Here is a 24,635-nt window from a genome sequence, read left to right on the forward strand (position 1 = left end):
TTTCCGCTTTCCGCTTTCCGCTTTTGAGGCATGCTAAGCGGCAAAGGTAGGGTGAGGTATTGCCGCTTTATAAGAAAGGGGAATGATTTGTTGAGCATCTTAAAATATAACTAATTGATATTTATATGTTTTTTATAGTTGGTATATGGATTGCTTTATTGTATGCAATTAATGAGGAGATAGTTCGATGGCAATAAGTTTTGATGCGGCACTGGGAATTCATGATGATGCACTGTTACACCGTGCTCGCCGTGCAGAAGTGCTTGCAAATAATATTGCCAATGCGGATACGCCGAATTTTAAAGCCAGGGATTTAGAGTTTTCCCAAATTTTAAGTAAAGCGAGTGAAATGCAAGTTAAACAGGTAGCGACAGCGCCAGGTCATCAAACCAACTTGTTAGAACCTGATCTAGCGGCAGATATGATGTTTCGTATCCCGAATCAGGCATCGGTCGATGGTAATACTGTTGAGGTTCAACAGGAGATGGCGCGTTACACTGAGAATGCCTTGGATTATCAAACCTCTTTTCAGTTTTTGAATAAGAAAATTACTGGGCTGAAATCAGCGATTAAAGGTGAGTAGTCATGTCTTTAAGTAATGTTTTTGGTATTGCCGGATCAGCAATGAATGCGCAAACGATTCGGTTGAATACAACAGCAAGTAACATGGCAAACGCAGATAGTGTTAGCTCCAGCCTTGATGAAACCTATCGGGCTCGTAAACCTGTTTTCGCTGTTCAGCAAGCCGATCCCTTGGCTCAGCCTGATAATGAAGCAGGTATTGCCGCAGGGCAAGGCGTTCAGGTATTAGGGATCGTAGAAAGTCAGGCTGAATTGCGTCAGGAATATAATCCCGCGCATCCGATGGCTGATGAAGAAGGTTTTGTCTACTTTCCAAATGTGAATGTGGTTGAAGAGATGGCGGATATGATCTCTGCATCACGCTCTTTCCAAATTAATACAGAAATTATGAATACAGCCAAGCAGATGTTGCAGCAGACAATCAGACTTGGGCAGCAATAATGAATAAGGCGCGGGGCTAATTAGCCATGAGTAATGTAAACGGTGTAAATCAAAACATCTTTGAGCAGATTAATACGACGAATCAATCGTCGAGTACTGCGAAAAGTCAGACGGAAGAAGACAGCGATATGTTTATGCGGCTGATGATTGCTCAGCTGCAAAACCAGGATCCTTCTAGTCCTGCAGATACCAGTGATTTTATGCAACAGATTGCGACGATGTCGCAGGTTGAAAGTATTAACCAGTTGAATTCCTCTGTGAACGAAATGTCGCAATCTATGCTGAGTAGTCAGGCAGCTTTGCAGGCTTCAGCAATGGTGGGGCAGTCGGTCTATATTCCGGGGGACACAGTTGAAGTAGGCACAGCTTCAAGCCCTTATGCTCATGGTTCATTCAATCTCGGTACAAGCTCGTCTGATGTGCGTATCAAAGTTTATAACTCAAGCGGAAGTTTAGTCGATACGATGCAGCTTGGTGCTGTGAGCCAAGGTGAGCACGAATTTGCTTGGCAGATGCAGTTTGATGAAGATGGAAATCCAGAACATCCGCCAGGGGATTACACCTTTACGGTTGAGCGTATTGAAGATGAAGAATATAAGGCAGTCGATACTAATATGGCTTATCGGGTGAATAGCGTGACACTGGGTGAGAACGGTATCGGTATGAAAGTGAATACAAACGCTGGCACATTTGATGCCAGTGATGTTAAACAGATCGGCGTGTGAGGACAGGACAATGGCAGGTTTTAATACAGCAGTAACCGGTCTGAAGGCAGCAACTACAGACCTTGATGTAACCGGTAACAATATTGCAAACGCAAGTACAGTTGGCTTTAAGTCGTCACGAACGGAATTTGGCGATATCTATGCTACTGCGGTGGTTGGTGCAGGTTCATCTAATGTCGCGGGTGCAGGTGTGACCGTGACGGATATCGCACAAGATTTCCAGGCAGGTACGATCGAGTTTACTAACAATAACCTTGATTTGGCGATTAACGGTTCCGGCTTTTTCCAGCTTGACGATGGTCAGGGTGGTACTACATATACTCGTGCTGGTTCTTTTGAGCTGGATAAAGACGGCTTTATGGTTTCTAAGACCGGTAAGTATCTTCAAGGTTACGGGTTAGATACCGAAGGTAACCGTTTGCCTATTGGTAATTTGGCCGTGACTCAGAAAGAGAGTCCGCCAAAAGCGACCGAAGAGATCGATCTGTCTTTTAATATCGATTCCCGAGAAGAATCAAATACCCTACTTGCTGATTATGATAAAGATGAGCCAGGCTCATTTACTTACAGTACGACTGTAAGGACCTTTGATAGCTTGGGTAATGAGCATACCGTTAAATTTAATATGGCGGAAGCTCGCCCCGTTCAAGCTCAGCAACAACTTACGTCTGTAACTGCGGGTGATACTATTTCGGGTGTTACTGTCACTGCTGCTCATGTAGCGGAGATCGGAGGTTATACGGCTGGGGATGTTATTAATTCAGGTGCCTTTTTTACAGAACTTACAGATCCTGTGACAGGTGATCCGCGTATTGGCAGTATCGTCATTAACGGTGCAGGTGATATAACGCTGCGTTTTAAATCTGAATACCCTGAGCCTGACCTAGTTCAAGTTTCAGGTGCATCTGTTGTTTCTGAAATTGCAGAGATTGATGCGAATGAAACGTATACCTTCGCACTTGACGGTACAGAAGTTCCTTTAACCGAATCGGTTGTGCTTGAGGTGGGAGGTATATCAATATCTGCATTAGGCGTGGGTTCTACGGCGGACCAGATTGGTCAAGCTATTACAGCTTCCGAAGCCCAAATCTTGGATGCAAACCCTGATGTTGAATCAGTTATTTACGATAATGTTAATCAACAAATTGTAGTGACTTATAAAGCGGAGTCGGGTGATATTACTCCCGCTGCAGCAATCACTATTACTGAAACATCCGGGGCCACTGGCGGTACACCTTTTACAGCGGCTGTTGTAAAAGATGGTGATAACTCTTTCCAAGGTGTATACCGAATGTATGCTTACCTAAACGGATCTGAGCAGCTGGATATTGGTAAGGCTTTAGATCCAGGTGAAGCGGGTACAGGTACTGAGCCAGGTCCCATCCTAGTTAAATTTAACCCATCTAATGGTTTGCTGACGGGTATTAATGGTGATCAATTCTCTGCCGGAGCTGTTGTTCCATCGATTACAATTACGGGTGCGGACCCTGCTGATTCTACAACGGTAATCGAGTTGGATATAGCAAATACGACTCAGTTTGCATCGTCGTCAATTGTGAAGGCTTCCGCTCAGGATGGTTATACGAAAGGTGATTTGATCGGTGTTACATTTAGCGGAACAGGTGAAATGGTTGCCAGTTTCTCTAATGGTCAAACGCAAGATCTAGGTGTTGTGGCAATTGCTACATTTGAAAACCAGTCAGGTCTTTCGCCTTCAGGTGATACTGAGTGGACAGCAACATTGACCTCCGGTGATGCGATTGTGAACCCGCCGGGTACTGGTTTGAATGGTACCTTGCAATCGGCGGCACTCGAACAGTCCAATGTGGATCTTTCTGCTGAGCTTGTTTCATTAATTGAGGCGCAGCGGAATTTCCAGGCAAACTCGAAAACCCTGGAGACGCTCAATACAGTGACGCAGAATATTTTGCAGATCTAATATATCTCATAGTACCCAAGAAGGTCGCTTTTGCGGCCTTTTTTCGTTTTTGGCACGCGTGTTGCAATATCCTAAATAGAGTCATTTTGTTTTTTAGATATAAATGCGGTTTAACCGCCTATTCTGGAAGTGATAGATGGATAAGGTTCTTTATTTAGCAATGAGTGGCGCGCGTGAGAATATGCTTGCACAGCAATCTCATGCCAATAACCTTGCTAATGCAAACACTACAGGTTTTAAATCTGATCTGGCTCAAGCCCGCGCTATGCAGGTGTTTGGGGAAGGTCATGCTTCGCGGGTTTATGCCCAGACAGAGCGCCCTGCTACCGATATTACCAGTGGTACATTGATTGAAACTGGTCGCCAATTGGATGTTGCTGTTGCAGGGGATGGTTGGCTTACTGTGATTCGTGCGGATGGCACCGAAGGGTATAGCCGTGCCGGTTCTCTGCAGATCAATGCCGCTAACCAGTTAGTTACAGGCAGTGGGTTGCCGGTAATGGGCAATGGAGGAATTCCTATCACTTTGCCTCCTTTTGAGAATATCGACATAGCGACAAACGGAATTATAACTGTTCGACCTTTAGGGGAAAATGCAACAGAACTATTGGTTGCTGATCAGATTAAATTAGTTAACCCAGACCCTCAAACTTTGTTTAAGGGGAAAGATGGTTTAATGACGACAGGGGATGTAGTTCCTTTGCTTCCTGACGAAAATGTACGTATCCGTTCAGGTTATTTGGAATCAAGTAACGTGAATGCGGTAAGTGAACTGACGGGGATTATTACCACATCTCGCCAGTTTGAAATGCAGATTAAGATGATGAAAACAGCTGAAGAAAACTCTGAAGCTGCTGCGTCAATTTTGAAAATGTCTTAAGAACCAACCGAGGATAGATAGATGCACGGTGCACTGAATGTAGCTAAAACGGGTATGACCGCACAGGACACTAACCTGAAGGTTATATCAAACAACTTGGCAAACGTTTCAACGGTTGGTTTTAAGAAAGATCAACTTGTTTTTGAAGATCTGATGTACCAAGTACGTCGACAGCCAGGTGCTCAAACCGCTGAAGAGGCTCAACTGCCTTCTGGTTTGCAGATCGGTATGGGTGTTAGAACTGTCGGTACTCAGAAGCTTTTTAGTACGGGTGATATAGAGATCACTGGTGAAGCTTTTGATGTTGCAATTAATGGTAGAGGTTTTTTGCAAGTAACTTTACCTAACGGCGATACCGCTTATACACGCAATGGTCAGATTCATTTAAATGGCGACAATGAGTTGGTGTCCGCAGAAGGGTACCAGATAGAGCCTGCGATTACTTTACCAGGTGAAGTGATTAATTTTTCAATCAGTACTGACGGTATTGTTGAAGTTACAACCGCAGGTGATACGACACCGACCGAGATAGGTCAATTGCAGTTAGCCGACTTTGTTAACCCTCAAGGTTTACTTGCGCTAGGCCAGAACCTTTTTCAAGAATCCGCAGCAAGTGGTGCTCCTTTAATTAGTAACCCAGGTGAAAGTGGTACTGGGCAATTAATTCAAGGTTCTTTAGAAGGCTCGAATGTAAATTCAGTTGAAGAACTGGTAGACATGATTACAACTCAGCGTGCTTATGAGATGAATTCTAAAGTGATCTCGACAGCAGATGAGATGCTTTCATATGTTAGCCAGCAGCTTTAAATAGGATAACGGTAAGGTATTTATGATGAGTAAAGCTCTCTTAATAATGATGATGGCGTTAACGGCTCTAACTGGTTGTGTACAGAAACAGGTTAGGCCAAATAATCCAGAATATGCACCCGTACGCCCGCAAGCTCTTATAGCGCCTAAGCCGATTAATGGATCTATTTATAATTCAGCTACGAGCATTAATTTATATGGTGACGGTCGTGCTCACCGGATAGGAGATATTCTCACAATCGCTTTACAGGAGAGTACAAGTTCTCAGAAAAGTGCGACGACTGAGCTAGATAAAAGTAGCAGCGTAACATTGACTCAGCCAACCGTTTTAGGAAGCCCTCTTGATTTTAATGGCAAACCTCTAAGTGCAAGTATTACAGGGCCGACATCTGAATTTGATGGCGAAGGTACATCAGATATGAGTAATAACCTTAGCGGAAATATTACAGTTACAGTCCATGATGTATTGCCTAGTGGTGTTCTATTAGTGAAGGGTGAAAAGTGGCTGACGCTCAATCAGGGTGATGAGTATATCCGTATTAGTGGCATGGTAAGGCCGCAAGATATTGGTTCAGACAATACGGTGGAGTCCACTAAGTTGGCGGATGCTCGCATTACTTATAGTGGTACAGGTGTAGTCCATGACACTAACGTTATGGGCTGGCTTTCAAAGTTTTTTATTAGCGCAATAATGCCATTTTAAGGAGAACGAAGATGAAAAAGGCTCTATTCCTTGCAGCTTGTGTACTTCTTTCAGGTATTGTTGAAGCTGGCCGTTTGAAAGATATGGTAAGTATATCGGGTGTACGTTCCAACCAATTAGTAGGTTATGGCTTAGTTGTGGGTTTGGATGGTACAGGAGATAAAACTTCTTTCACGTCACAGACTTTTCGTAATATGCTAAATAATTTTGGCGTGGCTATACCGTCTACAACTAACCCTAAATCTAAAAATATTGCAGCGGTTGCTATTCATGCCGAGCTACCCGCTTTCTCAAAACCCGGTCAAAAAATCGATATTACGGTTTCTGCCTTAGGCGATGCTAAAAGCTTGAGAGGCGGCAGCTTATTAATGTCTCCTTTGAAAGGGGCTGATGGTCAAGTCTATGCTGTCGGGCAAGGTAACCTAGTGGTTTCTGGTTTTGGTGTTCAGGGTGCTGATGGATCTAAATTATCGTTGAATGTTCCTAGCGTTGGTCGTATTCCAAACGGTGCTACTGTAGAGCGTTCTGTTCCATCCGCTTTTGCGCAAGGTGATAGCTTAGTGCTTAATCTTCATCGTCCAGATTTCACAACATCTCGTCGTGTGGCTGAACAGATTAATCACCTGTTAGGTCCTCAGATGGCGGCTTCAATGGATGCAACATCGATCCGAGTACGCGCTCCTAGAGACCCATCTCAGCGTGTTTCTTTCCTATCGGTATTAGAAAATTTAAATGTTGAGCCTGCAAAAGATGTAGCCAAGGTGGTGATTAATTCACGGACCGGCACGATTATCATCGGTCAGAATGTACGTGTTTCACCCGTTGCGATTACACATGGTGGATTAACTGTAGCGATTGCTGAAGATATCGATGTTGCGCAACCTAATCCGTTGGGTGAAGGCCGTACGGTTGTGACTCCACGTACAGGCATTGAAGTTGATGAGGGTTCAGGTCATATGTTTGAGTTTTCGCCAGGAACTGATCTGAAAGATATTGTTGAGGCGGTAAACCAAGTGGGTGCTGCGCCGGGTGATTTAATGGCGATTCTTGAAGCCTTAAAGCAGGCGGGTGCCCTTAAAGCTGAATTGGTGGTGATCTAATGATTAAAGCAGGCGATGGCAGTAATGCTCAGCTCTATTCGGATTTAGCTGAGCTACAAAAGCTTAAAGCAAAAGCCAGGACGGATAGTGATGAAGGTTTACGCCTTGCCGCTCAGCAATTCGAGCAGTTATTCGTCAACATGCTTCTTAAATCGATGCGTGATGCCAACGCTGCATTTGGTGAAGATAACTTCATGAATAGCAGCCAGACAAAGTTATTTCAAGGGATGTATGACAACCAAATAGCGATGGAAATGGCGGGTAACAAAGGTATTGGTTTAACCGATGTTCTGGTAAGGCAGTTAGGTGGAAAGAGTGAGCCTGTTAAAGAGGCTGATCTTAAAGCGCTTGATATTAATAGCAGAAGACTTAATCAGGCGTTTGATCAAGCGGCATCGGTGGCTGCTACTGCTCTATTAGCGAAAGCTGAAGGTCAAGAGAACCCTCCAGGGATTAATTTGACGGATGAACAAGTTAATACGGTTAAAGAGGTTTTTCAGCAGCAATTGAAGCAAGTGACAGTTGCGGATGAAAATTTACCGGATCGATTTGAATCTCCTGAAGAGTTTGTTGAAAAGTTAATGCCACTTGCGGAAAAGGTTGCAGGGGAATTGGGTGTAGACCCTCGTGTTTTATTAGCTCAATCAGCGCTTGAAACCGGTTGGGGGCGCTCGATGGTTCGTTCACCTGACGGTGGTAATAGTAATAACTTATTTAACATTAAAGCAGATCGACGTTGGGATGGGGATAGCGCTCAAGTCTCCACGTTGGAGTTTAGAAATGGTGTAGCGCAGCGTGAAAAAGCGTCTTTCCGTAGTTACGAAAGCTACGAAGATAGTTTTAGGGATTATGTGAACTTTCTTAAGAACAGCCCTCGTTATCAGATGGCTATCGAAAGCGCAGGCGATCCTTATGATTATGTGCGGCAGTTACAGGAAGCTGGGTATGCGACAGATCCTAAATATGCTGAAAAGATTCAAAATATTTTTGAAGGTGATTTATTAGCCAGTCGAAGTGTTTCACCTAAAGAGGGATAGATAATAGCCGATAGGTTATTACCTAACTCTCCTTAATTTATAGCTTCACTAAGGTTGTATTTCAGTTTCAAAAGGAGTGAAAAAAATGTCTTTTGGTTTACTTACATTAGGAACGCAGAGCTTACAGGCTAATCAGACTGCGCTAGCGGTTACGGGACAAAATATCAGTAATGTTAATACTGAGGGGTATACACGTCAGCGTCCTGTGTTTGAATCGAGAGCAGATAACGGCGGAGTTACGATTGATGCAATTGATCGTATTGCCGATGACTTTCTGAATCGCCAAATCTGGGCTGATAGCGCCACATACAATAGTTACGATGTCTATAAAGACTTTGCGAACGAACTTGATAACCTCTTAGCTTCAGATGTTACAAGTATTTCCAAAGCGATGGACGATTATTTCGGCGCGTTACAAACCGCAGTAGATGATCCGGTTAGTTTGCCCAATCGTGAGCTTTTTATTGCTCAGGCAGAAGCCTTAGTCCAGCGTTTCAATGATCTAGATGCAAATATTCGTCGCCAAAATGAGACGATAAATGGCCAATTGGAGAGTAATGTATCTTCAATAAACTCGATTGCTCAGAATATAGCCCAATTAAATGATGACATACGCATAGCAAATGCGTCTGGCAGTATACCCAGTGAACTCTTAGACCAGCGAGACATGAAGCTAGAAGAGCTATCTGAGTTGATTGGTTTTAACGTTATCGAAGATGGAACAACACATGAGATAAGTGTTTTTATCGGTAATGGTGAGCCGCTGGTTGTGGGACAGTCAGCCAACACATTAACAACAATAGTCAATCCAGCAGATAGTAGTCAGCTCAACTTAGGTATAGCAATCGGGAGCAGTGTTGGTGACATCACGGATCATGTTTCAGGTGGGCATGTTGGGGGGATTCTTGAATATCGTGATACCACGCTGAATGAAACGCTAGATGAAATTGGCCGTATAGCGCTTGTTTTTGCTGATACGATGAATGAACAGCATCAGAAAGGGATGGATCTGAACGGAGATGCGGGTGGATTGATGTTTACCGACATTAATAATGCCTCCGCCTCTAGCAATCGTTTTTCTGCCGAAAGAGATAACCTTTCATCTTCAACAGGCTCCGTTACTATTAATGATGTATCAGTGATCGAGGCGACCGAATATGAGTTAGTGTTTAATAGTGATAGCTCTTTTACTTTAATTCGCGGAAATGATGAAGTTAGATGGAATCAAACGGACTTTAATACTAATGGTCCTGCGCCAACAAATGCCTCTGAGGTTGATGAAGATGGTGAGTTTTATCTAGATAGCAGCACTGGAGATCTTACACTAAGAGTTGACGGGTTTACGCTTCAGATTGATGCCGCGACTGTATTTTCTCAAGGCGATAAATTCCTCATAACGCCCACGCGTAATGCGGCCTCTGAGATTAATACTGTTCTGAATGAGGCTAGCCAATTAGCGCTGGGTTCACCGTTATCAACATCCGCTGATTCTGCAAATATTGGTACAGGTGTTGTTTCTGTCGCTATTACAGATAAGGATTACGCTGATCAGGCTGCTGTTGTAGGCGAATTAACACCGCCTCTAGATATGAGCTTCCTGTCAGCCCTTGAAGCAACAAACGCTGTCGGTAATACCGGAGCTGCTTCAAATGTGCAGGTTGCTGATTTTTCAGTGACGTCGGATATAACTTATCCTCTTACGATTACTGCTGTCGGTGGAGCTTTTGATGTAACCGATTCCGGAACGCCAGCGACTACAGTGACGGGAGTGGGTGCAATTGGTGATGCTCAGTTAGATTTAACAGCCAGTTTTGGTATCACAATGGATATCAATGCTGTTGTAAATGGCGATGTATTTACCATTGACCATGATGCATCAGGTGATGTTGCGTATTATCAACTCACGGATGTGGATGGTGATCGTATTGTTGGAGAATATGTTTCTTCAGAACCTATTACGCTTCAAGGTTTTGAAGTGACTGTTAAGAACTCACCAAATATCAATGACACATTCACTATTCAACCGAATACAGATGGTGTATCGGATAACCGAAACGCCCTATTGTTATCCGATCTTCAATTCGCCAAATCAATTGAAGGTGCATCGTATCAAGATAAATATGGTCAAACGATTGAGCGTGTAGGCACGGAAGCTGCTGTTGCTCAAATTAATGCTCAAGCTGGTAAAGCGGTTCTTGATTCTAATAAAGAACAACGTTCAAGTATTTCAGGCGTCAACTTAGATGAAGAGGCGGCGAAGTTGGTTCAATACCAGCAAGCCTATCAAGCATCCGCCCAATTGATTCAAGTTTCACAGACCATCTTTGATACGCTGATACAGAGTGTTTAGGGAGAGATAAAATGAGAATTTCTACACAACAGGTCTTTCTAAGTAATATTGATAATCTGAACCGCGGTACGTCAGAGTTATTCAAAACTCAGCAGCAGTTATCTACGGGTAAACGTGTACTTCAACCGTCTGATGATCCACTTGCGTCTGCTCAAATTCAAAAGTTTAAAAAAGAGATAGCGAGAACTGAGCAGTTTACTGGCAATATTGAAGTCGCCCAGCGCCGTTTAAGCCTAGAAGAAAATACGATTGAGCAGATTAACAACCAATCTATCCGTTTGAAAGAGCTTACGATCCAAGGTAAGAATGGTGTCTTAAGTGACGGTGACCGGAGTGCGATCGCCTCCGAAGTTGGTGAAATTCTCAAGTCTCTTGAAGGCTTGATGAACACTAAAGATGTCCAAGGTGAATATCTTTTTTCTGGAAATAAAGGGTTTACTCAGCCGTATACTTTCAATGCCAGTAACGGACGTTATGAATTTAATGGTGATGATGGTCAACGCTACCTTCAAGTTGGTCCAGAAACTAAAGTGGCAGCGACAGATTCTGGGTTCGAAATATTTGAAAAAGTAGCCATTGTGCCGGGGTATGTGGAAGCAGATCTAACGCAAACGGTTTCCGTTGTTTCAAATATAGATATTGATAACGGCGATGCAGAAGCTTTTGGGGCATATATGGGCACTAATGGCCCCTTAACGATGACCGTTGATGGTGCCGGCTTACTGACCGTTACAGATAAGAATGGTCAGCCTGTGACCGCAGACGATCCAGCGGTGGCCCTTACTGCCTATGATCTTGCGACTAATCCTAATGCGCCGACAATTACAATTGCAGGGGTGGAGCTTGATGTGAGTGCCGCTAATGCGGGTACGGCTACACTGGATGCGTTTGATCAGCATAATATTTTGAATACGGCATTGGATTTAAAGGAAGCGCTTGAAACAAGTGACTTCTCTACAGAAGAAGGCAAAGATCTTTTTAACAGTAAAATGGATAATATCCTTGATAATTTAAGCGGAATTGAAGAAGAAAATATTGCTGCAAGAGCAAGTATTGGTGGTCGTATTAATACGCTTGATCAGCAGGCACTTGTTAATGAAGATTTTAAGCTTTTTACTAAAGAAGCGCTTTCTTCATTTGAAGATCTGGATTATAACGAAGCGATCAGCCTTTTTGCATTGCAAGAGACTGCGCTAGAAGCCTCATACGCAAGTTTTGCTACGGTGCAGGACTTAAGCTTATTTAATTATATATAAGCCTTATTTCATCCTTAAAAGCCGACATCATTAATGTCGGCTTTTTTGTTTCTATGCTGCGGCGCGGCATGCTATTGACGGAAAATGTTATTTTCGTTGCTTGTAAATGATCTTTACCCTTTCTTGAAATGCCTATGTATAGGCGCTTTTCTTTAGAATGCTATTTTTTGTCATAAAAACTGGCAGCTTTTGTCATTGGCGAATTTTACTCTTTCAACCATCCTTAAAAGCATAAAGGTCAGTTATTAAAAGTTAGCTGGCCAGTAAGCTGTTGTTGCCAAGTAAATAAAATGGTTTGGCACTATGTAAAGTTGAGGATCGTGTGATGCCAGAATATAAAGCTCCCCTTCGGGATATGAACTTTGTTTTGAATGAGGTACTTGATGCCGAAAGTCATTATCAAAGCCTTGCGGGCTGTGAGGACGCAACTCCCGATATGGTGGCGGCGATCATGGAAGAAGGTGCTAAGTTTGCAGAGCGCGTGTTATCTCCCTTAAACCGGGTGGGTGATCAGCAGGGCTGCACTTTAAATGATGGTGTTGTTGTAACACCTGAAGGTTTTAAAGACGCGTATAAACAGTTTGTAGATGGTGGTTGGCCTTCGCTTGCACATGAAACAGAGTGGGGCGGTCAAGGCTTGCCCGAGTCGATGGGAATTATCATTAATGAGATGGTCGGTACCGCCAACTGGTCTTGGAGTATGTATCCGGGGTTAAGTCATGGTGCGATGAATACAATTGATGCTCATGGATCTGATCAGCAGAAAGAGACTTACTTAACAAAGCTTATCTCAGGTGAATGGACGGGCACCATGTGCCTAACTGAACCGCACTGTGGTACCGACTTAGGAATGCTGAGAACAAAAGCTGAGCCCCAAGGTGATGGTAGTTACAAGATATCTGGGACTAAGATTTTTATCTCAGCGGGTGAGCATGATATGGCCGATAATATCGTCCATATTGTATTAGCTCGTTTACCTGATGCACCTGAAGGTACAAAGGGAATCTCTCTATTTATCGTTCCCAAACATCTACCTGAAACAATGAACGACGCCAATGGTGTTAGCTGTGGATCGTTAGAGCATAAAATGGGGATTCACGGTAACTCAACCTGCGTTATGAACTTTGATGATGCCACAGGTTACCTTATAGGTGAGGCGAATAAAGGCCTTAACTGTATGTTTACCTTTATGAATACCGCGCGTCTAGGTACAGCCTTACAAGGTTTAGCCCATGCAGAGTGGGGTTTTCAGAACTCATTAACCTACGCCAAAGATCGATTACAGATGCGTGCGTTGACTGGGCCTGCTTGCCCTGAAAAATCGGCAGATCCGATTATTGTACACCCTGAAGTGCGTAAAATGCTGCTGACTCAAAAGGCATTCGCCGAAGCGGGTCGTGCCATGATCTATTACTGCGCTCAGCTGGTGGATAAAGTTAAATTATCCGATGGCGATGAAAAAGCTGAAGCCGATGCTCTGCTTGCTTTCCTTACGCCTATAGCAAAAGCATTTTTGACCGAAGTTGGTTTTGAATCTGCTAACCATGGTCTTCAAATATTCGGCGGCCACGGCTTTATCTCCGAATGGGGCATGGAACAAAACGTGCGTGATAGCCGTATCTCTATGCTTTATGAAGGTACTACGCAGATACAGGCGCTCGATCTACTAGGCCGTAAAGTATTAATGACACAAGGTGAAGCGCTTAAGGGCTTTACTAAAATAGTGCATAAATTCTGTCAGGCTGAAGCTGAAAATACGCAGATGCAGGAGTTTACCCAGCCGCTTATTGACCTAAATAAGGAGTGGGGTGAATTGACGATGCAGGTGGGTATGAAGGCGATGCAGAACCGCGATGAAGTCGGAGCGGCCTCTGTCGATTATCTAATGTATTCCGGTTATGTCGTACTTGGGTATTTCTGGGCTCGCATGGCTAAAGTGGCGCAACAAAAGCTTGCAGAGGGTGAAGGCGATGCGGCTTTCTATCAAGCTAAGCTGACTACAGCGCAATTCTATTTTCAGCGTTTGTTGCCTAGAACGCGTTCTCTTGTTGTCACCATGCAGTCGGGTTCGGATAACCTTATGTCTTTGGATCAAGAGCATTTTTCGTTCTAGGGTGATGTATGAAAAGAGCGCTAAATAGTCGTCTAGGTCAGACCATGTTGCGTGGTTTATTGAAGTTAAATGCTAAACGATATCAATTGAAAAATAAGAAAGAGGTTTTAGAAATGTCAGAACTACAGTCAATTTTTACTCAGATGGAACAGCGCTTTAATCCCTCTGCGGCGGAAGGTACCGATGCTATTTTCCAATATGAAATTAGTGATGCTGGTCATTGGGTTGTTACAGTGCAAGATAGCCAATGCACTATAGCTGAAGGGGATAGCGATGAGGCAACGGTGACGCTTCGAATGGATAGTGCAACGCTGGAAGATGTCATGTCAGGTGAAACGGATGGTATGCAGGCATTTATGAGCGGCCAGATTCAAGCCGATGGCGATATTATGCTAGCGACTAAACTTGCTGTGCTATTTCCCATTGCCTGAGCTAGATTTAGTGTATGTATAGCGTTATAAGTTTTACATTGTGTGAATACTGATTAGAACCTAAAAGGTTCTCGATAAAAATAATTATACGAGGAGCCTGCGATGGTGCAGTCGTTACCCGCAGCGGATACGATACCGGCAGATATTAATCATTATGGATTTAATACAATTCCTGATGTATTAACTTACATCTGCCGTGAATATGGGCCGAAACCGGCTTATACCAGTTTTGGTCGAACACTGGACTTTAATGAGTTAGACCGCCTATCAGCGGCATTTGCTGTTTATCTTCAAAAAGAGACACAGTTACAGCCGGGTGATCGTGTAGCCATTCAATTACCAAACCTGATTCAATACCCCGTTGTATTATATGGGGCGCTTCGAGCGGGTTTAGTGGTTGTTAATACAAATCCTTTGTACACCGCGAAAGAGATGGAACATCAGTTCCGGGATTCAGGTGCTAAAGCTTTAATTATCCATAAAAGCATGGCGCACAATGCAGAAAAAATTATCGACAATACCGATATTCAAGATGTCTTTGTTACCCAAGTGGGCGATCTTCATGGTTTTGTTAAACGTAATTTTTTAAATGCGGCAGTAAAGTACCTTAAAAAGATGGAACCTAGCTTCTCCCTTCCAGATGCGATACCGCTGCGGTCGGCTCTTTTGAAGTATCTAGGTGAAACGCCCCATAACGTTAGCATTAGCTCAAGTGATGTTGCAGTACTTCAGTATACAGGCGGTACGACAGGTGTTTCCAAGGGGGCGGTCTTAACTCACGCCAATTTAATATCTAATATGCTTCAGGCAGAGGAACGCTTAACGGTACCTGGCGTGGACTGGACTGAAACTGTTATATCGCCTTTGCCGCTTTATCATATCTATGCATTTACGGTTGCCCAAGTAGTCTCTTTACTCGGCGGCCATAGTGTCTTAATTCCGAATCCGCGTGATATTCCGGGCTTTATTAAAGAGCTAGGTAAGTGGAATATGAGCACCTTCGTGGGTTTAAATACACTGTTTGTAGCACTGTGTAATGATCAGCGCTTTTTAAATGTTGACTTCAGTAATCTGAAATTTACCGCGTCAGGTGGTATGGCATTGACTCACGCAGCAGCGGATTTATGGAAAGAGAAAACCGGCTGTGAAATTATTGAAGGTTACGGTTTAACTGAAACCTCACCCGCAGTTTGTTTTAATCCGCCGGATGCGAACAGTATTGGTACTGTTGGCTTACCTATGCTGCATACGGATATTCGAATTATTGATGCCGATGGAAATGATGCGCAAACAGGAGAGCCGGGAGAGCTTTGTGTTAAAGGCCCTCAAGTCATGAAGGGGTATTGGAATAGAAAGGCGGAAACGGCTTCAGCATTCACTGACGATGGCTACTTTATCACCGGTGATATCGCCATGATCGATGAAAAAGGCTATTACCGTATTGTTGATCGTGTGAAAGATATGATCATTGTTTCAGGCTTTAATGTTTATCCTAATGAGATAGAAGATATCCTCGCAGAGCATCCAGATATAACTGAATGTGCAGTTATTGGTGTGCCTGATCCAAAGGCAGGGGAAGTGGTTAAAGCATTTATTGTTAGTCACGATTCTGGTTTGAAGTCTGAAGATGTTCAGCAGTGGTGCAAAGCGAGATTAACTGGCTACAAAGTGCCTAAGCAGGTGGAATTTGTAGAGGACCTACCTAAATCAAATGTGGGTAAAGTGTTGCGTCGATTATTGAAAACGCCAGACAAAGATGTCGCCTGACTGAGACGCCAGCATGAATGATTTAGTGTTTACAGAAAAACAGGGGGCGGTTTTAGAGGTTATCTTAAACCGTCCTGATAAAAAAAATGCCTTAACGCTCTCTATGTATCAAAAGCTTACTCAAACTTTGAGTAAGGCAATGGATGACCCCGAAGTGAATGTTGTGCTGTTACGTGCTGAGGGCGATAGTTTTTCGGCGGGTAATGATATCCAAGACTTCATCTCTTCTGCTCATAATCCGCAGGCCATTGATATTATCGTAGGCTTCCTGCATACCTTAGTAGATTGCGAAAAGCCCATTATCGCGGCGGTAAACGGCGATGCTGTAGGGATAGGCACAACCATGTTATTGCACTGTGACATAGTGGTCGCAGCCAATGATCTGCGTTGCCAAATGCCATTTGTAAAACTCGGGCTGATTCCTGAAGGTGGCTCTACCCTGTTGCTCCCTTCATTAGTGGGTCAGAAAAAGGCTTTTGAACTGATGGTTGAAGGCAAGCCTTTTGGTGCAGAGAAAGCGCAAACCATAGGTATAGTGAATCAAGTTGTCTCAAGTGGTGAATTGTTAGACCAAGCACGTGATAGAGCTCAAGCCTTATCTCATCTGCTGCCTAATTCAGTACAGATATCCAAAGCGTTGATGAAAAAGCCCTACATTGAAGAACTTCATCGCACGCTTGATGAGGAGGGGAGACTGTTTTACAAACGTTTATCCAGCCCGGAAGCTAAAGCGGCGTTTATGACGTTTCTACAGGCCAGTGCTTAATGATTCGATTGAGCCTATTTATTTAATATTAGTGTTTACTAATTTAGTCTTTGTTATATAATTGCGCTAATTATCAATTATTGTGTTGAGAAAGGCGTCAATTATGAGAATGCTATTACTTGCAGTGGGTTGCGCTGCGTCATTATCAGCTAATGCTGAAAACTTCAGTGTTAACATTCCTCAACTTCAGGACGAAGGTAAGCAAGTGGTCATGAAGCTGGTTTCAACCTTAGGTGGTGAGTTGAAAGCGGCAAAAGAGGAAGGCGGTGCGATTGCAGCGATTAATGTATGTAATACCAAGGCTCAGCCTTTGACTGAATCTGTTTCAGAGGGGTCAGGTTGGATTGTTGAGCGTACAAGCTTAAAGCTGCGTAATCCTAATAATGCTCCAGATGATTGGGAAAAAGCTGTATTAGAGAAGTTTGAAAGCCAGACTCAGCAAGGGGCAAATATTAAAAAGCTTGGTTATTCTCAAGTGCTGGTGGATGAACAGGGGAGAAAAGTATTTCGTATGATGAAAGCGATCCCTGTTGCAGACCAGTGCCTTGCTTGTCACGGTAAGCAAATTAAACCTGAGTTAGAGGAACGCATACAAACTTTATATCCTGAAGATAAGGCGACAGGCTTTTCCGCTGGTGATCTAAGGGGTGCATTTACGCTGAAGAAATATCTATAGTTAACATTATAAAGCTTTTTGTACTGCTAATGTGAAATTTGGATAAGGCTGATACGTTAAGTATCGGCCTTTTTTATGCGGTGGGGCATAGCAAACACTCAACTTTATGCGCCGACTATGTTGGGTTTTGGCTCATAACAATACAGTTTCTACCTTTAGATTTTGCTTCATATAGAGACTTGTCAGCTCTATCAATAAGGGAAAAAGTATTTGTAATATCAGCCGCGGTAATATTGATCGCCCCTACACTAATGCTAATATTTCCTGTTGTTGTAGATCCTGCGTGAGCTATGTTAAGTGCTGATACTTTATTAAGAATACGCTGTGCAATTTTGTAGGTGCCCTCATAATCAGTGTCAGGCAAAATAACTGCAAACTCTTCTCCTCCATAACGTACAGCAAGGTCTGCTGGGCGAGATACCTCATTACCAATTACCTGAGCAATTGCTTGTAAAGTTTCATCACCTTTTACATGACCATAGGTATCGTTATAGGCTTTAAAATCATCTACATCGATCATTATTAGAGATATTTTGTTCTGAGTCCTTCTTAAACGTTGATACTCTGCTTCAATAACCTCATCGAAATGGCGGCGATTAAATAGGCCCGTCAGGCCATCAGTAATGGACAGTGCTTCGACTCTTTTTTTATCATTGATATCAATTGATACCATTGTAAAGCCGACTAATTCCCCATTTTCTACGTGCGGTTCAACTTTATTTTGTATCCATAGTGATTGACCGTTTTTACTATTGAGTTGAATATCCCCAATCCAAACTTGCCCTTTTTGAACGCTCTTAATGAGTTTTATATATGAACGATCATCGGGGTGGCGTAACATTTTGTATGAATTACCAATGAGCTCTTGCTGTGTATATCCAGTTAAATCACATAAAGCTTGGGATGCACTTTGAATGATGCCCTTCTCGGAAGTACTGCAGGTAATGACATATTGATCAAGAATATCAAAGTAGCGTTCTAGGGATTGGTTCGCCTCTTTTAACTCCCGTGTACGTTGATGGACACGGGCTTTCAAGCGTTGATTTAGCACCCAGAGTAATAAGACCAGTAAAAAGATAATAATTGAGATAGCGATTGATAATTGGAGCCAATGCTTGGTTTGCTTATTGCCATTTAAATAGCTGGAATAATTAATTCCCTCGAGTTGAGCATCTTTAGGGGCCATTTCAAGTTGTTTATAAGTGTCAGCAATCCTCAATACCCTGTTTTCGCTGAAGTAACCCAATTCAATTAATTCTGGCTGTATCATTCTAGCGGTTAGGCGCGCTTCATAAAGTAAGTGATCTCGAGATTTATTCGGTTTGTATTGTTCTATTATCCAATCAACCATCTCTTCTTGATGTTTAAGTGCATAATTCCAACCTTTAAGGCTTGCTCTTCTAAATGCCAGTACCTGCTCTTTGTTCTCTTCTAAGTATTGCTCGGTGACGAAAATCATATCTCCATAAAAATCTATGCCATAACTGGAGGGAGAGAAAATAGTTACAGGGACTCCTTTTTCTTGGAGGTAGTAGGGTTGGTCTGTTATGTAAGCTGACATCGCATCAACATTTCCTGCAAGAAGTTCATCATCAGAAAATGTATGAGGGACATGGGTATGGTTATCATCAGTAATATTTAATTCTGTAAACATACCTAGAATAACAGCGTCATCTATGTTGCGCTGATACATAACCCGCTTACCTTTCAACTCAAGTGGATTGAGTATGTCGGATGATTTTGGGGTAATTAGTACCAGCGGAGAATGCTGGAAAATTGCTGCAAGAATAACGAGGGGGCTGCCTTTCAAACGGGATAAAACAATACTTGAATCAGATATGCCGTATTGAGCCTCACCCTTTAGAACGGATTCAGAGGTGCTCTGTTTCATGTTGACGGGATTAATGGTTACGTCGAGGCCTTCTTCTGCAAAATACCCCTCCTTTTGAGCGGCATAAAAGCCAGCAAACTGGAATTGGTGTTTCCACTTGAGTTGTAATGTGACATTTTCTTTAGACAATACATCGCTAGAGGGAATAAACCCTAGTATGAAACATACAATCAGACAAACTAATTTATAGTTACTCAAAGACAGAACTCATATCTAAACCTAATCGTTTTTTATTGTTTTTTTAGATAAATCTAGGTTTTAAATCAAGATTGAAGTTTATCGAACTACAGAACTTCTAATGGCTAACATTGCTGAATATTAAGACAGTAACTTATGTTAAAACTATGATCTATCATATCAACAGTTCATTAAAAGCGCAGTGCAACTTATGTCGCCTTTGATTTAAACCATAGGTATAAATGTTGTTGAACTATAAAAAGCTACCTAATGGGTGTACATATAGCATCCGGTATTGCAGTACATCATCTACGCCTGAGTGCCCTTCATGTACTTCATCAGGATTGAATATAATGACGTTACCAGGGTGACTACGGTGAAATTCGCGGCTAGCAAAGAAGTCTTGTCGTCCAGACAGCGTGACGCCGAACGAGTATTCATCATGGGCATGTTTGCCATATGAAAAGTCATTCATTTCCGCTTGTAAAACCGTTACCTGATCTAGGTGTTGGCTTTTGATATATTGAAACTGATTGCCTGAATTCATCATTATTCACCTGCACACATTGTAAGCCTTATATAGGCCTGAATCTAATATAGGGTGAATAATGAAAGATTACTTGGACAAAATTGCGCAATTCTAATCGGTCATTATTAACGTTAAAAAGATGAATTTAAGTAGCCCGCTTCTATTTTCCATTCTACAAATGCTGCGAATATTTAGCGCGCTTTCTTAAAGAGAGTGACTTGTCACAATTGAGTAGCAGTGTATGAGGTTGATCTATAGGTATGTAAGTTTTGTGTTTCTCTCGCGCATCTTTTTATCCCCATAGCGCTTTTAAAATCTACTTTTCTATTCAGATTGATTGTATTTGTTTGCAAATCCTTCCTATAAATCCCCAGTATTAATGGGCTTTGCGGCCTGTATGCAATTTTTTGTCAGTTATTAAGCTGATTTTTGTCATTGTTGATTTCTGTCTGGGTACTAATATTTATAAGTATTCAATGACAGTGACGGAGAAGGTCATCTCTCTGTCTATCAACATTAATGAGATGAGGCGGTTATGAAAGTATTGGTTGCCGTAAAACGAGTGATTGACTACAACGTCAAAGTACGTGTTAAAGCGGATAACAGTGATGTTGATTTAGCCAATGTAAAAATGGCTCTAAACCCTTTTTGTGAAATCGCGATTGAAGAAGCTGTGCGTTTGAAAGAAGCTGGCACAGCAGATGAGATCGTTGTGGTTTCAATTGGTAATAAGAGCTGTGAAGAGCAGATACGTACAGCACTAGCACTAGGTGCTGATCGCGGTATTCGTGTAGATGTCGATGAAAACCCTGATTCCCTTTCTGTTGCTAAGTTGCTCGCTAAAATCGCAGAGAAAGAAGCGCCAGGTATGGTGATTCTGGGCAAGCAGGCAATTGATTCCGATAACAACCAAACAGGACAAATGCTGGCTGCGCTTTTAGATCGTCCACAAGGTACGTTTGCATCTGAGGTCACTGTCGATGGTGACACTGTTAATGTTACCCGTGAAGTCGATGGTGGCCTGCAAACGGTTAATTTAGCAATGCCTGCTGTTGTAACGACAGATCTTCGCTTAAACGAACCGCGTTATGCGTCCCTACCTAATATTATGAAGGCGAAACGTAAGCCGTTAGAGGTCCTGACAACAGATGAGTTAGGCGTTTCAGTGGCTAGTAACCTTCAATTGCTAAGAGTTGATCCTCCATCTGAGCGTCAAGCGGGTATCAAAGTAAGCTCGGTCGATGAGCTAGTCGAGAAACTTCGTAACGATGCGAAAGTAATTTAAGGGGGCTGATCTTATGACTATTTTGGTAATCGCAGAGCACGATAACAAAGAACTTAAACCCGTTACCTTAAACACCCTTGCAGCAGCGCAAGCGATCGGAGGTGATGTTCATCTTCTTGTGGCTGGTGCGGGTTGTCAGGCGGTGGCAGATGCTGCAGCTCAGGTTTCTAATGTATCCAAGGTTTTATTAGCTGATAACGATGCTTATGAACATCAGCTTGCTGAAAATATCAGTAAATTAGTGATCAGCATCGCAGCAAGCTACAGCCACATTCTTGCGTCAGCAACAACGACCGGTAAAAACTTTCTACCGCGTGTTGCCGCGTTATTAGATGTAAACCAAATATCCGACATTCTTTCCGTGGAAGCGGAAGATACCTTTAAGCGTCCTGTGTATGCCGGTAATGCTATTGCGACAGTGAAATCTAGTGATACGACAAAAGTGATTACTGTACGTGGTACAGCATTTGACCCTGTAGACGGTAGTGGTGGGACGGCAGAAATCGAGATGCTGTCTGAGTCATGTAATAGCGGGCTATCAAGCTTTGTGTCAGAGGAACTAGCCAAAAGTGATCGTCCTGAGCTTACCGCTGCATCGGTTGTGATCTCTGGTGGTCGAGGTATGGGTAATGGCGACAACTTTGAACTCCTAAATAAAGTTGCAGACAAGCTGGGCGCTGCGGTGGGTGCATCACGTGCTGCGGTTGATGCCGGGTTTGTGCCTAACGATATGCAGGTGGGCCAAACCGGCAAAATGGTGGCCCCTGAGTTGTATATCGCCGTAGGTATTTCGGGTGCGATTCAGCATCTAGCGGGTATGAAAGATTCCAAAATTATTGTTGCGATCAACAAAGATGAAGAAGCGCCTATTTTTCAGGTAGCAGACTACGGTCTGGTGGCAGATCTATTCGATGCTGTACCTGAATTAGAGAGCAAGCTTTAAATAATCATCAATTAAAAGTGTTAGGCGCCATGCCTAGCCAAAAATAAAAATAGACGGAGCAACTTAGATGCTTTTCGAAGGACAATCGATTTACGTGCAGTCGATCGAAGACGGGATCTACGATGTGGTATTTGACCGCAAAGGTGATGCTGTTAATAAACTCGATCAAGTTACGCTTGCAGAGCTGCGTGAAGCGGTCGCTGCGGTATGTAATGTGGACAATATTCGCGGTGTTATTTTTTCTAGTGCCAAAGACTGCTTTATTGTCGGCGCAGATATTACCGAATTTATGGGTTTCTTCTCAGCCGATGATGAAGAACTGATCGCTGGTTTAACCGATATCCACACTCTGCTAAATCAGATTGAGGATATGAGCTGCCCAACGGTTACAGCGATTAATGGGCTATGTCTGGGCGGTGGTTTTGAATTAGCGCTATCAACAGACTATCGCGTCATGAGTGATCAAGCGAAAGTCGGTTTACCTGAAGTTAAGTTGGGTATCTATCCGGGTTGGGGTGGGACAGTACGTTTGCCGCGCCTTATTGGTGTCGATAATGCCAATGAGTGGATCTGTGGCGGTGCTGAAAAGCGCCCAGATGCAGCATTAATTGACGGTGGTGTTGATGCGGTTGTTGCTGTTGATCAAGTGAAAGCTGCAGCTTTAGACCTGCTTAAGGGCTGTATATCTGGCAAGTTTGATTACCAAGCGCGCAGAGATGAAAAGAAAAGCCCAATCAAGCTTAATCAAGTTGAGCAGATGATGGCATTTGAATCGGCAAAAGGTGTGATTGGTGGTAAAGCGGGGCCTCATTACCCTGCGCCGATGGCTGCACTGAAAACCATACAAAAAGGCGCAAATCTACCGCGTGATAAAGCGCTAGCGGTTGAAGCTAAAGGCTTTATTAAGGTCGCTAAAACTGATGTGTGTGCCGCTTTAGTGGGTCTGTTTTTGAAAGACCAGTATGTCAAAAAGGTGAGCAAAGATTTTGAAACTCAGGCCGAGCCGGTAAATAAATCGGCGGTGCTTGGTGCCGGTATTATGGGCGGTGGTGTTGCTTATCAATCCGCGTCTAAAGGCACGCCTATCTTGATGAAAGATATTAACGAAGGCGCGTTACAGCTTGGACTAGATGAAGCCACTAAACTGCTGAACAAACGTGTATCCCGTGGCCGTATGGACAGCATGAAGATGGCCAGCGTATTGAACAGTATTACGCCAACACTTAACTACGGTGACTTTTCCACAGTCGATATTGTTGTCGAGGCGGTGGTCGAGAATCCTAAGGTTAAAAAAGCGGTATTGGCTGAGGTTGAAGGTCACCTACCTGAAGGTGCAGTTTTAACATCGAATACATCGACGATCTCTATCACTGAACTGGCGACGGCTTTAAAAAATCCTGAAAACTTCTGCGGTATGCACTTTTTCAATCCGGTCCATCTCATGCCATTGGTTGAGGTTATCCGAGGTGAAAAAACGTCAGAACAGGCTGTAGCGCGTACCGTTGCTTACGCTAAAGCGATGGGTAAAACCCCAATCGTTGTTAATGATTGCCCTGGCTTCTTAGTCAATCGCATTCTCTTCCCTTACTTTGGTGGCTTTAGCGCTCTGCTGGCTGACGGCGCTGATTTCCAAAAGGTTGATAAAGTGATGGAGCGTTTTGGTTGGCCGATGGGGCCGGCTTACTTGCTTGATGTTGTAGGTATCGATACGGCACATCATGCGGATGCGGTTATGTCGGTGGGTTTCCCCGATCGAATGCAACATGAAGGTGAGAACTCGATTGATCGCATGTACAAACTAGAGCGCTTTGGTCAGAAAAACAGTAAAGGCTTCTATCGTTACGAGTTAGATCGTAAAGGGAAACCGAAAAAGCTGGTGGATGAAGATGTGCCTCAGTTACTGCAAGGCATTGCAGAAAAAAGTGTTGACTTCAGTGATGAAGAAATTATTGAACGCATGATGATCCCTCTGTGTATTGAAACTGTTCGTTGTTTGGAAGATGGCATTGTTGCAAGCCCTGCTGAAGCGGATATGGGTCTGATTTACGGTATAGGTTTCCCTCCATTTAGGGGAGGCGCGTTCCATTATATGGATCAAATCGGGTTGGATAACTTCTGTGAAATGGCAAAGAAATATGAAGCCTTAGGTCCGCTGTATCAACCGACTGAAAAAATGAAACAGATGGCCGCTGCTGGCGATAAATATTTTCCACAGGCCAAGGGCTAAGGGGTAGAGC

21 protein-coding genes are annotated in these 24,635 nt (G+C 43.2%); 19 read left to right on the forward strand and 2 right to left on the reverse strand.

Annotation, left to right across the window (positions count from 1 at the left end):
• Positions 1 to 187 precede the first annotated feature (187 nt).
• From flgB to B4K11_RS00330, 16 genes are all read left to right on the forward strand, one after another.
• The gene (gene flgB / locus B4K11_RS00255) at positions 188 to 583 is read left to right on the forward strand and encodes a flagellar basal body rod protein FlgB (protein ID WP_292954114.1); all 396 of its coding nucleotides are present in this window, start codon (positions 188 to 190) and stop codon (positions 581 to 583) included.
• A 2-nt stretch (positions 584 to 585) separates the two neighbouring features.
• Complete coding sequence (gene flgC, locus B4K11_RS00260) at positions 586 to 1,023, forward strand: flagellar basal body rod protein FlgC (protein WP_292954116.1); 438 nt, start codon at positions 586 to 588, stop codon at positions 1,021 to 1,023.
• Between the two features lie 26 nt (positions 1,024 to 1,049).
• Complete coding sequence (locus tag B4K11_RS00265; protein WP_292954118.1) at positions 1,050 to 1,748, forward strand: flagellar hook assembly protein FlgD; 699 nt, start codon at positions 1,050 to 1,052, stop codon at positions 1,746 to 1,748.
• A 10-nt stretch (positions 1,749 to 1,758) separates the two neighbouring features.
• On the forward strand, positions 1,759 to 3,687 hold the full coding sequence (locus B4K11_RS00270; RefSeq protein ID WP_292954119.1) for a flagellar hook-basal body complex protein: 1,929 nt from the start codon (positions 1,759 to 1,761) through the stop codon (positions 3,685 to 3,687).
• Positions 3,688 to 3,823: 136 nt separating this feature from the next.
• Entirely contained in the window at positions 3,824 to 4,567 is a 744-nt protein-coding gene (locus tag B4K11_RS00275) for a flagellar basal body rod protein FlgF (RefSeq protein WP_292954120.1), read from the forward strand.
• Between the two features lie 21 nt (positions 4,568 to 4,588).
• Positions 4,589 to 5,374 (forward strand): flagellar basal-body rod protein FlgG, encoded by a 786-nt coding sequence (gene flgG, locus B4K11_RS00280; RefSeq protein WP_292954121.1) that lies wholly within the window; start codon positions 4,589 to 4,591, stop codon positions 5,372 to 5,374.
• Between the two features lie 25 nt (positions 5,375 to 5,399).
• On the forward strand, positions 5,400 to 6,077 hold the full coding sequence (flgH, locus tag B4K11_RS00285; RefSeq protein WP_292954184.1) for a flagellar basal body L-ring protein FlgH: 678 nt from the start codon (positions 5,400 to 5,402) through the stop codon (positions 6,075 to 6,077).
• Between the two features lie 11 nt (positions 6,078 to 6,088).
• The gene (locus B4K11_RS00290; protein ID WP_292954122.1) at positions 6,089 to 7,177 is read left to right on the forward strand and encodes a flagellar basal body P-ring protein FlgI; all 1,089 of its coding nucleotides are present in this window, start codon (positions 6,089 to 6,091) and stop codon (positions 7,175 to 7,177) included.
• Entirely contained in the window at positions 7,177 to 8,214 is a 1,038-nt protein-coding gene (flgJ, locus tag B4K11_RS00295) for a flagellar assembly peptidoglycan hydrolase FlgJ (protein ID WP_292954123.1), read from the forward strand. Before B4K11_RS00290 ends, flgJ begins: the two co-directional genes overlap by 1 nt.
• An 85-nt stretch (positions 8,215 to 8,299) precedes the next feature.
• Positions 8,300 to 10,564 (forward strand): flagellar hook-associated protein FlgK, encoded by a 2,265-nt coding sequence (gene flgK, locus B4K11_RS00300; protein WP_292954124.1) that lies wholly within the window; start codon positions 8,300 to 8,302, stop codon positions 10,562 to 10,564.
• Positions 10,565 to 10,575: 11 nt separating this feature from the next.
• Positions 10,576 to 11,820: a flagellar hook-associated protein FlgL gene (flgL, locus tag B4K11_RS00305; protein WP_292954126.1), complete on the forward strand. Its 1,245-nt coding sequence runs from the start codon at positions 10,576 to 10,578 to the stop codon at positions 11,818 to 11,820.
• 325 nt (positions 11,821 to 12,145) lie between these two features.
• Positions 12,146 to 13,933 carry an acyl-CoA dehydrogenase C-terminal domain-containing protein gene (locus tag B4K11_RS00310; RefSeq protein WP_292954128.1) on the forward strand — a complete coding sequence of 596 codons (1,788 nt, stop codon included), beginning with the start codon at positions 12,146 to 12,148 and terminating at the stop codon, positions 13,931 to 13,933.
• A gap of 8 nt (positions 13,934 to 13,941) precedes the next feature.
• Positions 13,942 to 14,364, forward strand: a complete 423-nt coding sequence (locus B4K11_RS00315; RefSeq protein WP_292954130.1) for an SCP2 sterol-binding domain-containing protein — start codon at positions 13,942 to 13,944, stop codon at positions 14,362 to 14,364.
• Between the two features lie 102 nt (positions 14,365 to 14,466).
• On the forward strand, positions 14,467 to 16,131 hold the full coding sequence (locus B4K11_RS00320; RefSeq protein ID WP_292954132.1) for an AMP-binding protein: 1,665 nt from the start codon (positions 14,467 to 14,469) through the stop codon (positions 16,129 to 16,131).
• Between the two features lie 13 nt (positions 16,132 to 16,144).
• Entirely contained in the window at positions 16,145 to 16,897 is a 753-nt protein-coding gene (locus B4K11_RS00325; protein WP_292954134.1) for an enoyl-CoA hydratase/isomerase family protein, read from the forward strand.
• Positions 16,898 to 17,000: 103 nt separating this feature from the next.
• A complete protein-coding gene (locus tag B4K11_RS00330; protein ID WP_292954137.1) occupies positions 17,001 to 17,573 on the forward strand; it encodes a Tll0287-like domain-containing protein in 573 nt (190 codons plus the stop codon).
• Between the two features lie 115 nt (positions 17,574 to 17,688).
• Here B4K11_RS00330 and B4K11_RS00335 read toward each other — a convergent pair whose 3' ends face one another.
• Both B4K11_RS00335 and B4K11_RS00340 read right to left on the reverse strand, forming a co-directional pair.
• Positions 17,689 to 19,662: a diguanylate cyclase gene (locus B4K11_RS00335; RefSeq protein WP_292959180.1), complete on the reverse strand. Its 1,974-nt coding sequence runs from the start codon at positions 19,660 to 19,662 to the stop codon at positions 17,689 to 17,691.
• Between the two features lie 232 nt (positions 19,663 to 19,894).
• A complete protein-coding gene (locus B4K11_RS00340; RefSeq protein ID WP_348703670.1) occupies positions 19,895 to 20,191 on the reverse strand; it encodes an AraC family ligand binding domain-containing protein in 297 nt (98 codons plus the stop codon).
• Positions 20,192 to 20,705: 514 nt separating this feature from the next.
• On the opposite strand from B4K11_RS00340, the gene B4K11_RS00345 reads away from it, so the two are divergent.
• The 3 genes from B4K11_RS00345 to fadB all read left to right on the forward strand — a co-directional run bounded on the left by B4K11_RS00345 (position 20,706) and on the right by fadB (position 24,625).
• Positions 20,706 to 21,455 (forward strand): electron transfer flavoprotein subunit beta/FixA family protein, encoded by a 750-nt coding sequence (locus tag B4K11_RS00345; RefSeq protein ID WP_292954143.1) that lies wholly within the window; start codon positions 20,706 to 20,708, stop codon positions 21,453 to 21,455.
• 13 nt (positions 21,456 to 21,468) lie between these two features.
• On the forward strand, positions 21,469 to 22,398 hold the full coding sequence (locus B4K11_RS00350) for an electron transfer flavoprotein subunit alpha/FixB family protein (protein WP_292954146.1): 930 nt from the start codon (positions 21,469 to 21,471) through the stop codon (positions 22,396 to 22,398).
• Positions 22,399 to 22,465: 67 nt separating this feature from the next.
• A complete protein-coding gene (gene fadB, locus B4K11_RS00355; RefSeq protein WP_292954149.1) occupies positions 22,466 to 24,625 on the forward strand; it encodes a fatty acid oxidation complex subunit alpha FadB in 2,160 nt (719 codons plus the stop codon).
• The last annotated feature ends 10 nt before the right edge of the window (positions 24,626 to 24,635 follow it).

Source organism: Neptuniibacter sp. UBA6509, from assembly GCA_002435145.1.
In the GTDB taxonomy this organism is placed as follows: Bacteria; Pseudomonadota; Gammaproteobacteria; order Pseudomonadales; family Balneatricaceae; genus Neptuniibacter.

Excerpts from the sequence above, each read along its gene's own strand:
- flgB (WP_292954114.1), top strand. The coding sequence starts at position 188 with ATGGCAATAAGTTTTGATGCGGCACTGGGAATTCATGATGATGCACTG.
- flgC (WP_292954116.1), top strand. The coding sequence starts at position 586 with ATGTCTTTAAGTAATGTTTTTGGTATTGCCGGATCAGCAATGAATGCG.
- B4K11_RS00265 (WP_292954118.1), top strand. The coding sequence starts at position 1,050 with ATGAGTAATGTAAACGGTGTAAATCAAAACATCTTTGAGCAGATTAAT.
- B4K11_RS00270 (WP_292954119.1), top strand. The coding sequence starts at position 1,759 with ATGGCAGGTTTTAATACAGCAGTAACCGGTCTGAAGGCAGCAACTACA.
- B4K11_RS00275 (WP_292954120.1), top strand. The coding sequence starts at position 3,824 with ATGGATAAGGTTCTTTATTTAGCAATGAGTGGCGCGCGTGAGAATATG.
- flgG (WP_292954121.1), top strand. The coding sequence starts at position 4,589 with ATGCACGGTGCACTGAATGTAGCTAAAACGGGTATGACCGCACAGGAC.
- flgH (WP_292954184.1), top strand. The coding sequence starts at position 5,400 with ATGAGTAAAGCTCTCTTAATAATGATGATGGCGTTAACGGCTCTAACT.
- B4K11_RS00290 (WP_292954122.1), top strand. The coding sequence starts at position 6,089 with ATGAAAAAGGCTCTATTCCTTGCAGCTTGTGTACTTCTTTCAGGTATT.
- flgJ (WP_292954123.1), top strand. The coding sequence starts at position 7,177 with ATGATTAAAGCAGGCGATGGCAGTAATGCTCAGCTCTATTCGGATTTA.
- flgK (WP_292954124.1), top strand. The coding sequence starts at position 8,300 with ATGTCTTTTGGTTTACTTACATTAGGAACGCAGAGCTTACAGGCTAAT.
- flgL (WP_292954126.1), top strand. The coding sequence starts at position 10,576 with ATGAGAATTTCTACACAACAGGTCTTTCTAAGTAATATTGATAATCTG.
- B4K11_RS00310 (WP_292954128.1), top strand. The coding sequence starts at position 12,146 with ATGCCAGAATATAAAGCTCCCCTTCGGGATATGAACTTTGTTTTGAAT.
- B4K11_RS00315 (WP_292954130.1), top strand. The coding sequence starts at position 13,942 with ATGAAAAGAGCGCTAAATAGTCGTCTAGGTCAGACCATGTTGCGTGGT.
- B4K11_RS00320 (WP_292954132.1), top strand. The coding sequence starts at position 14,467 with ATGGTGCAGTCGTTACCCGCAGCGGATACGATACCGGCAGATATTAAT.
- B4K11_RS00325 (WP_292954134.1), top strand. The coding sequence starts at position 16,145 with ATGAATGATTTAGTGTTTACAGAAAAACAGGGGGCGGTTTTAGAGGTT.
- B4K11_RS00330 (WP_292954137.1), top strand. The coding sequence starts at position 17,001 with ATGAGAATGCTATTACTTGCAGTGGGTTGCGCTGCGTCATTATCAGCT.
- B4K11_RS00340 (WP_348703670.1), bottom strand. The coding sequence starts at position 20,191 with ATGATGAATTCAGGCAATCAGTTTCAATATATCAAAAGCCAACACCTA.
- B4K11_RS00345 (WP_292954143.1), top strand. The coding sequence starts at position 20,706 with ATGAAAGTATTGGTTGCCGTAAAACGAGTGATTGACTACAACGTCAAA.
- B4K11_RS00350 (WP_292954146.1), top strand. The coding sequence starts at position 21,469 with ATGACTATTTTGGTAATCGCAGAGCACGATAACAAAGAACTTAAACCC.
- fadB (WP_292954149.1), top strand. The coding sequence starts at position 22,466 with ATGCTTTTCGAAGGACAATCGATTTACGTGCAGTCGATCGAAGACGGG.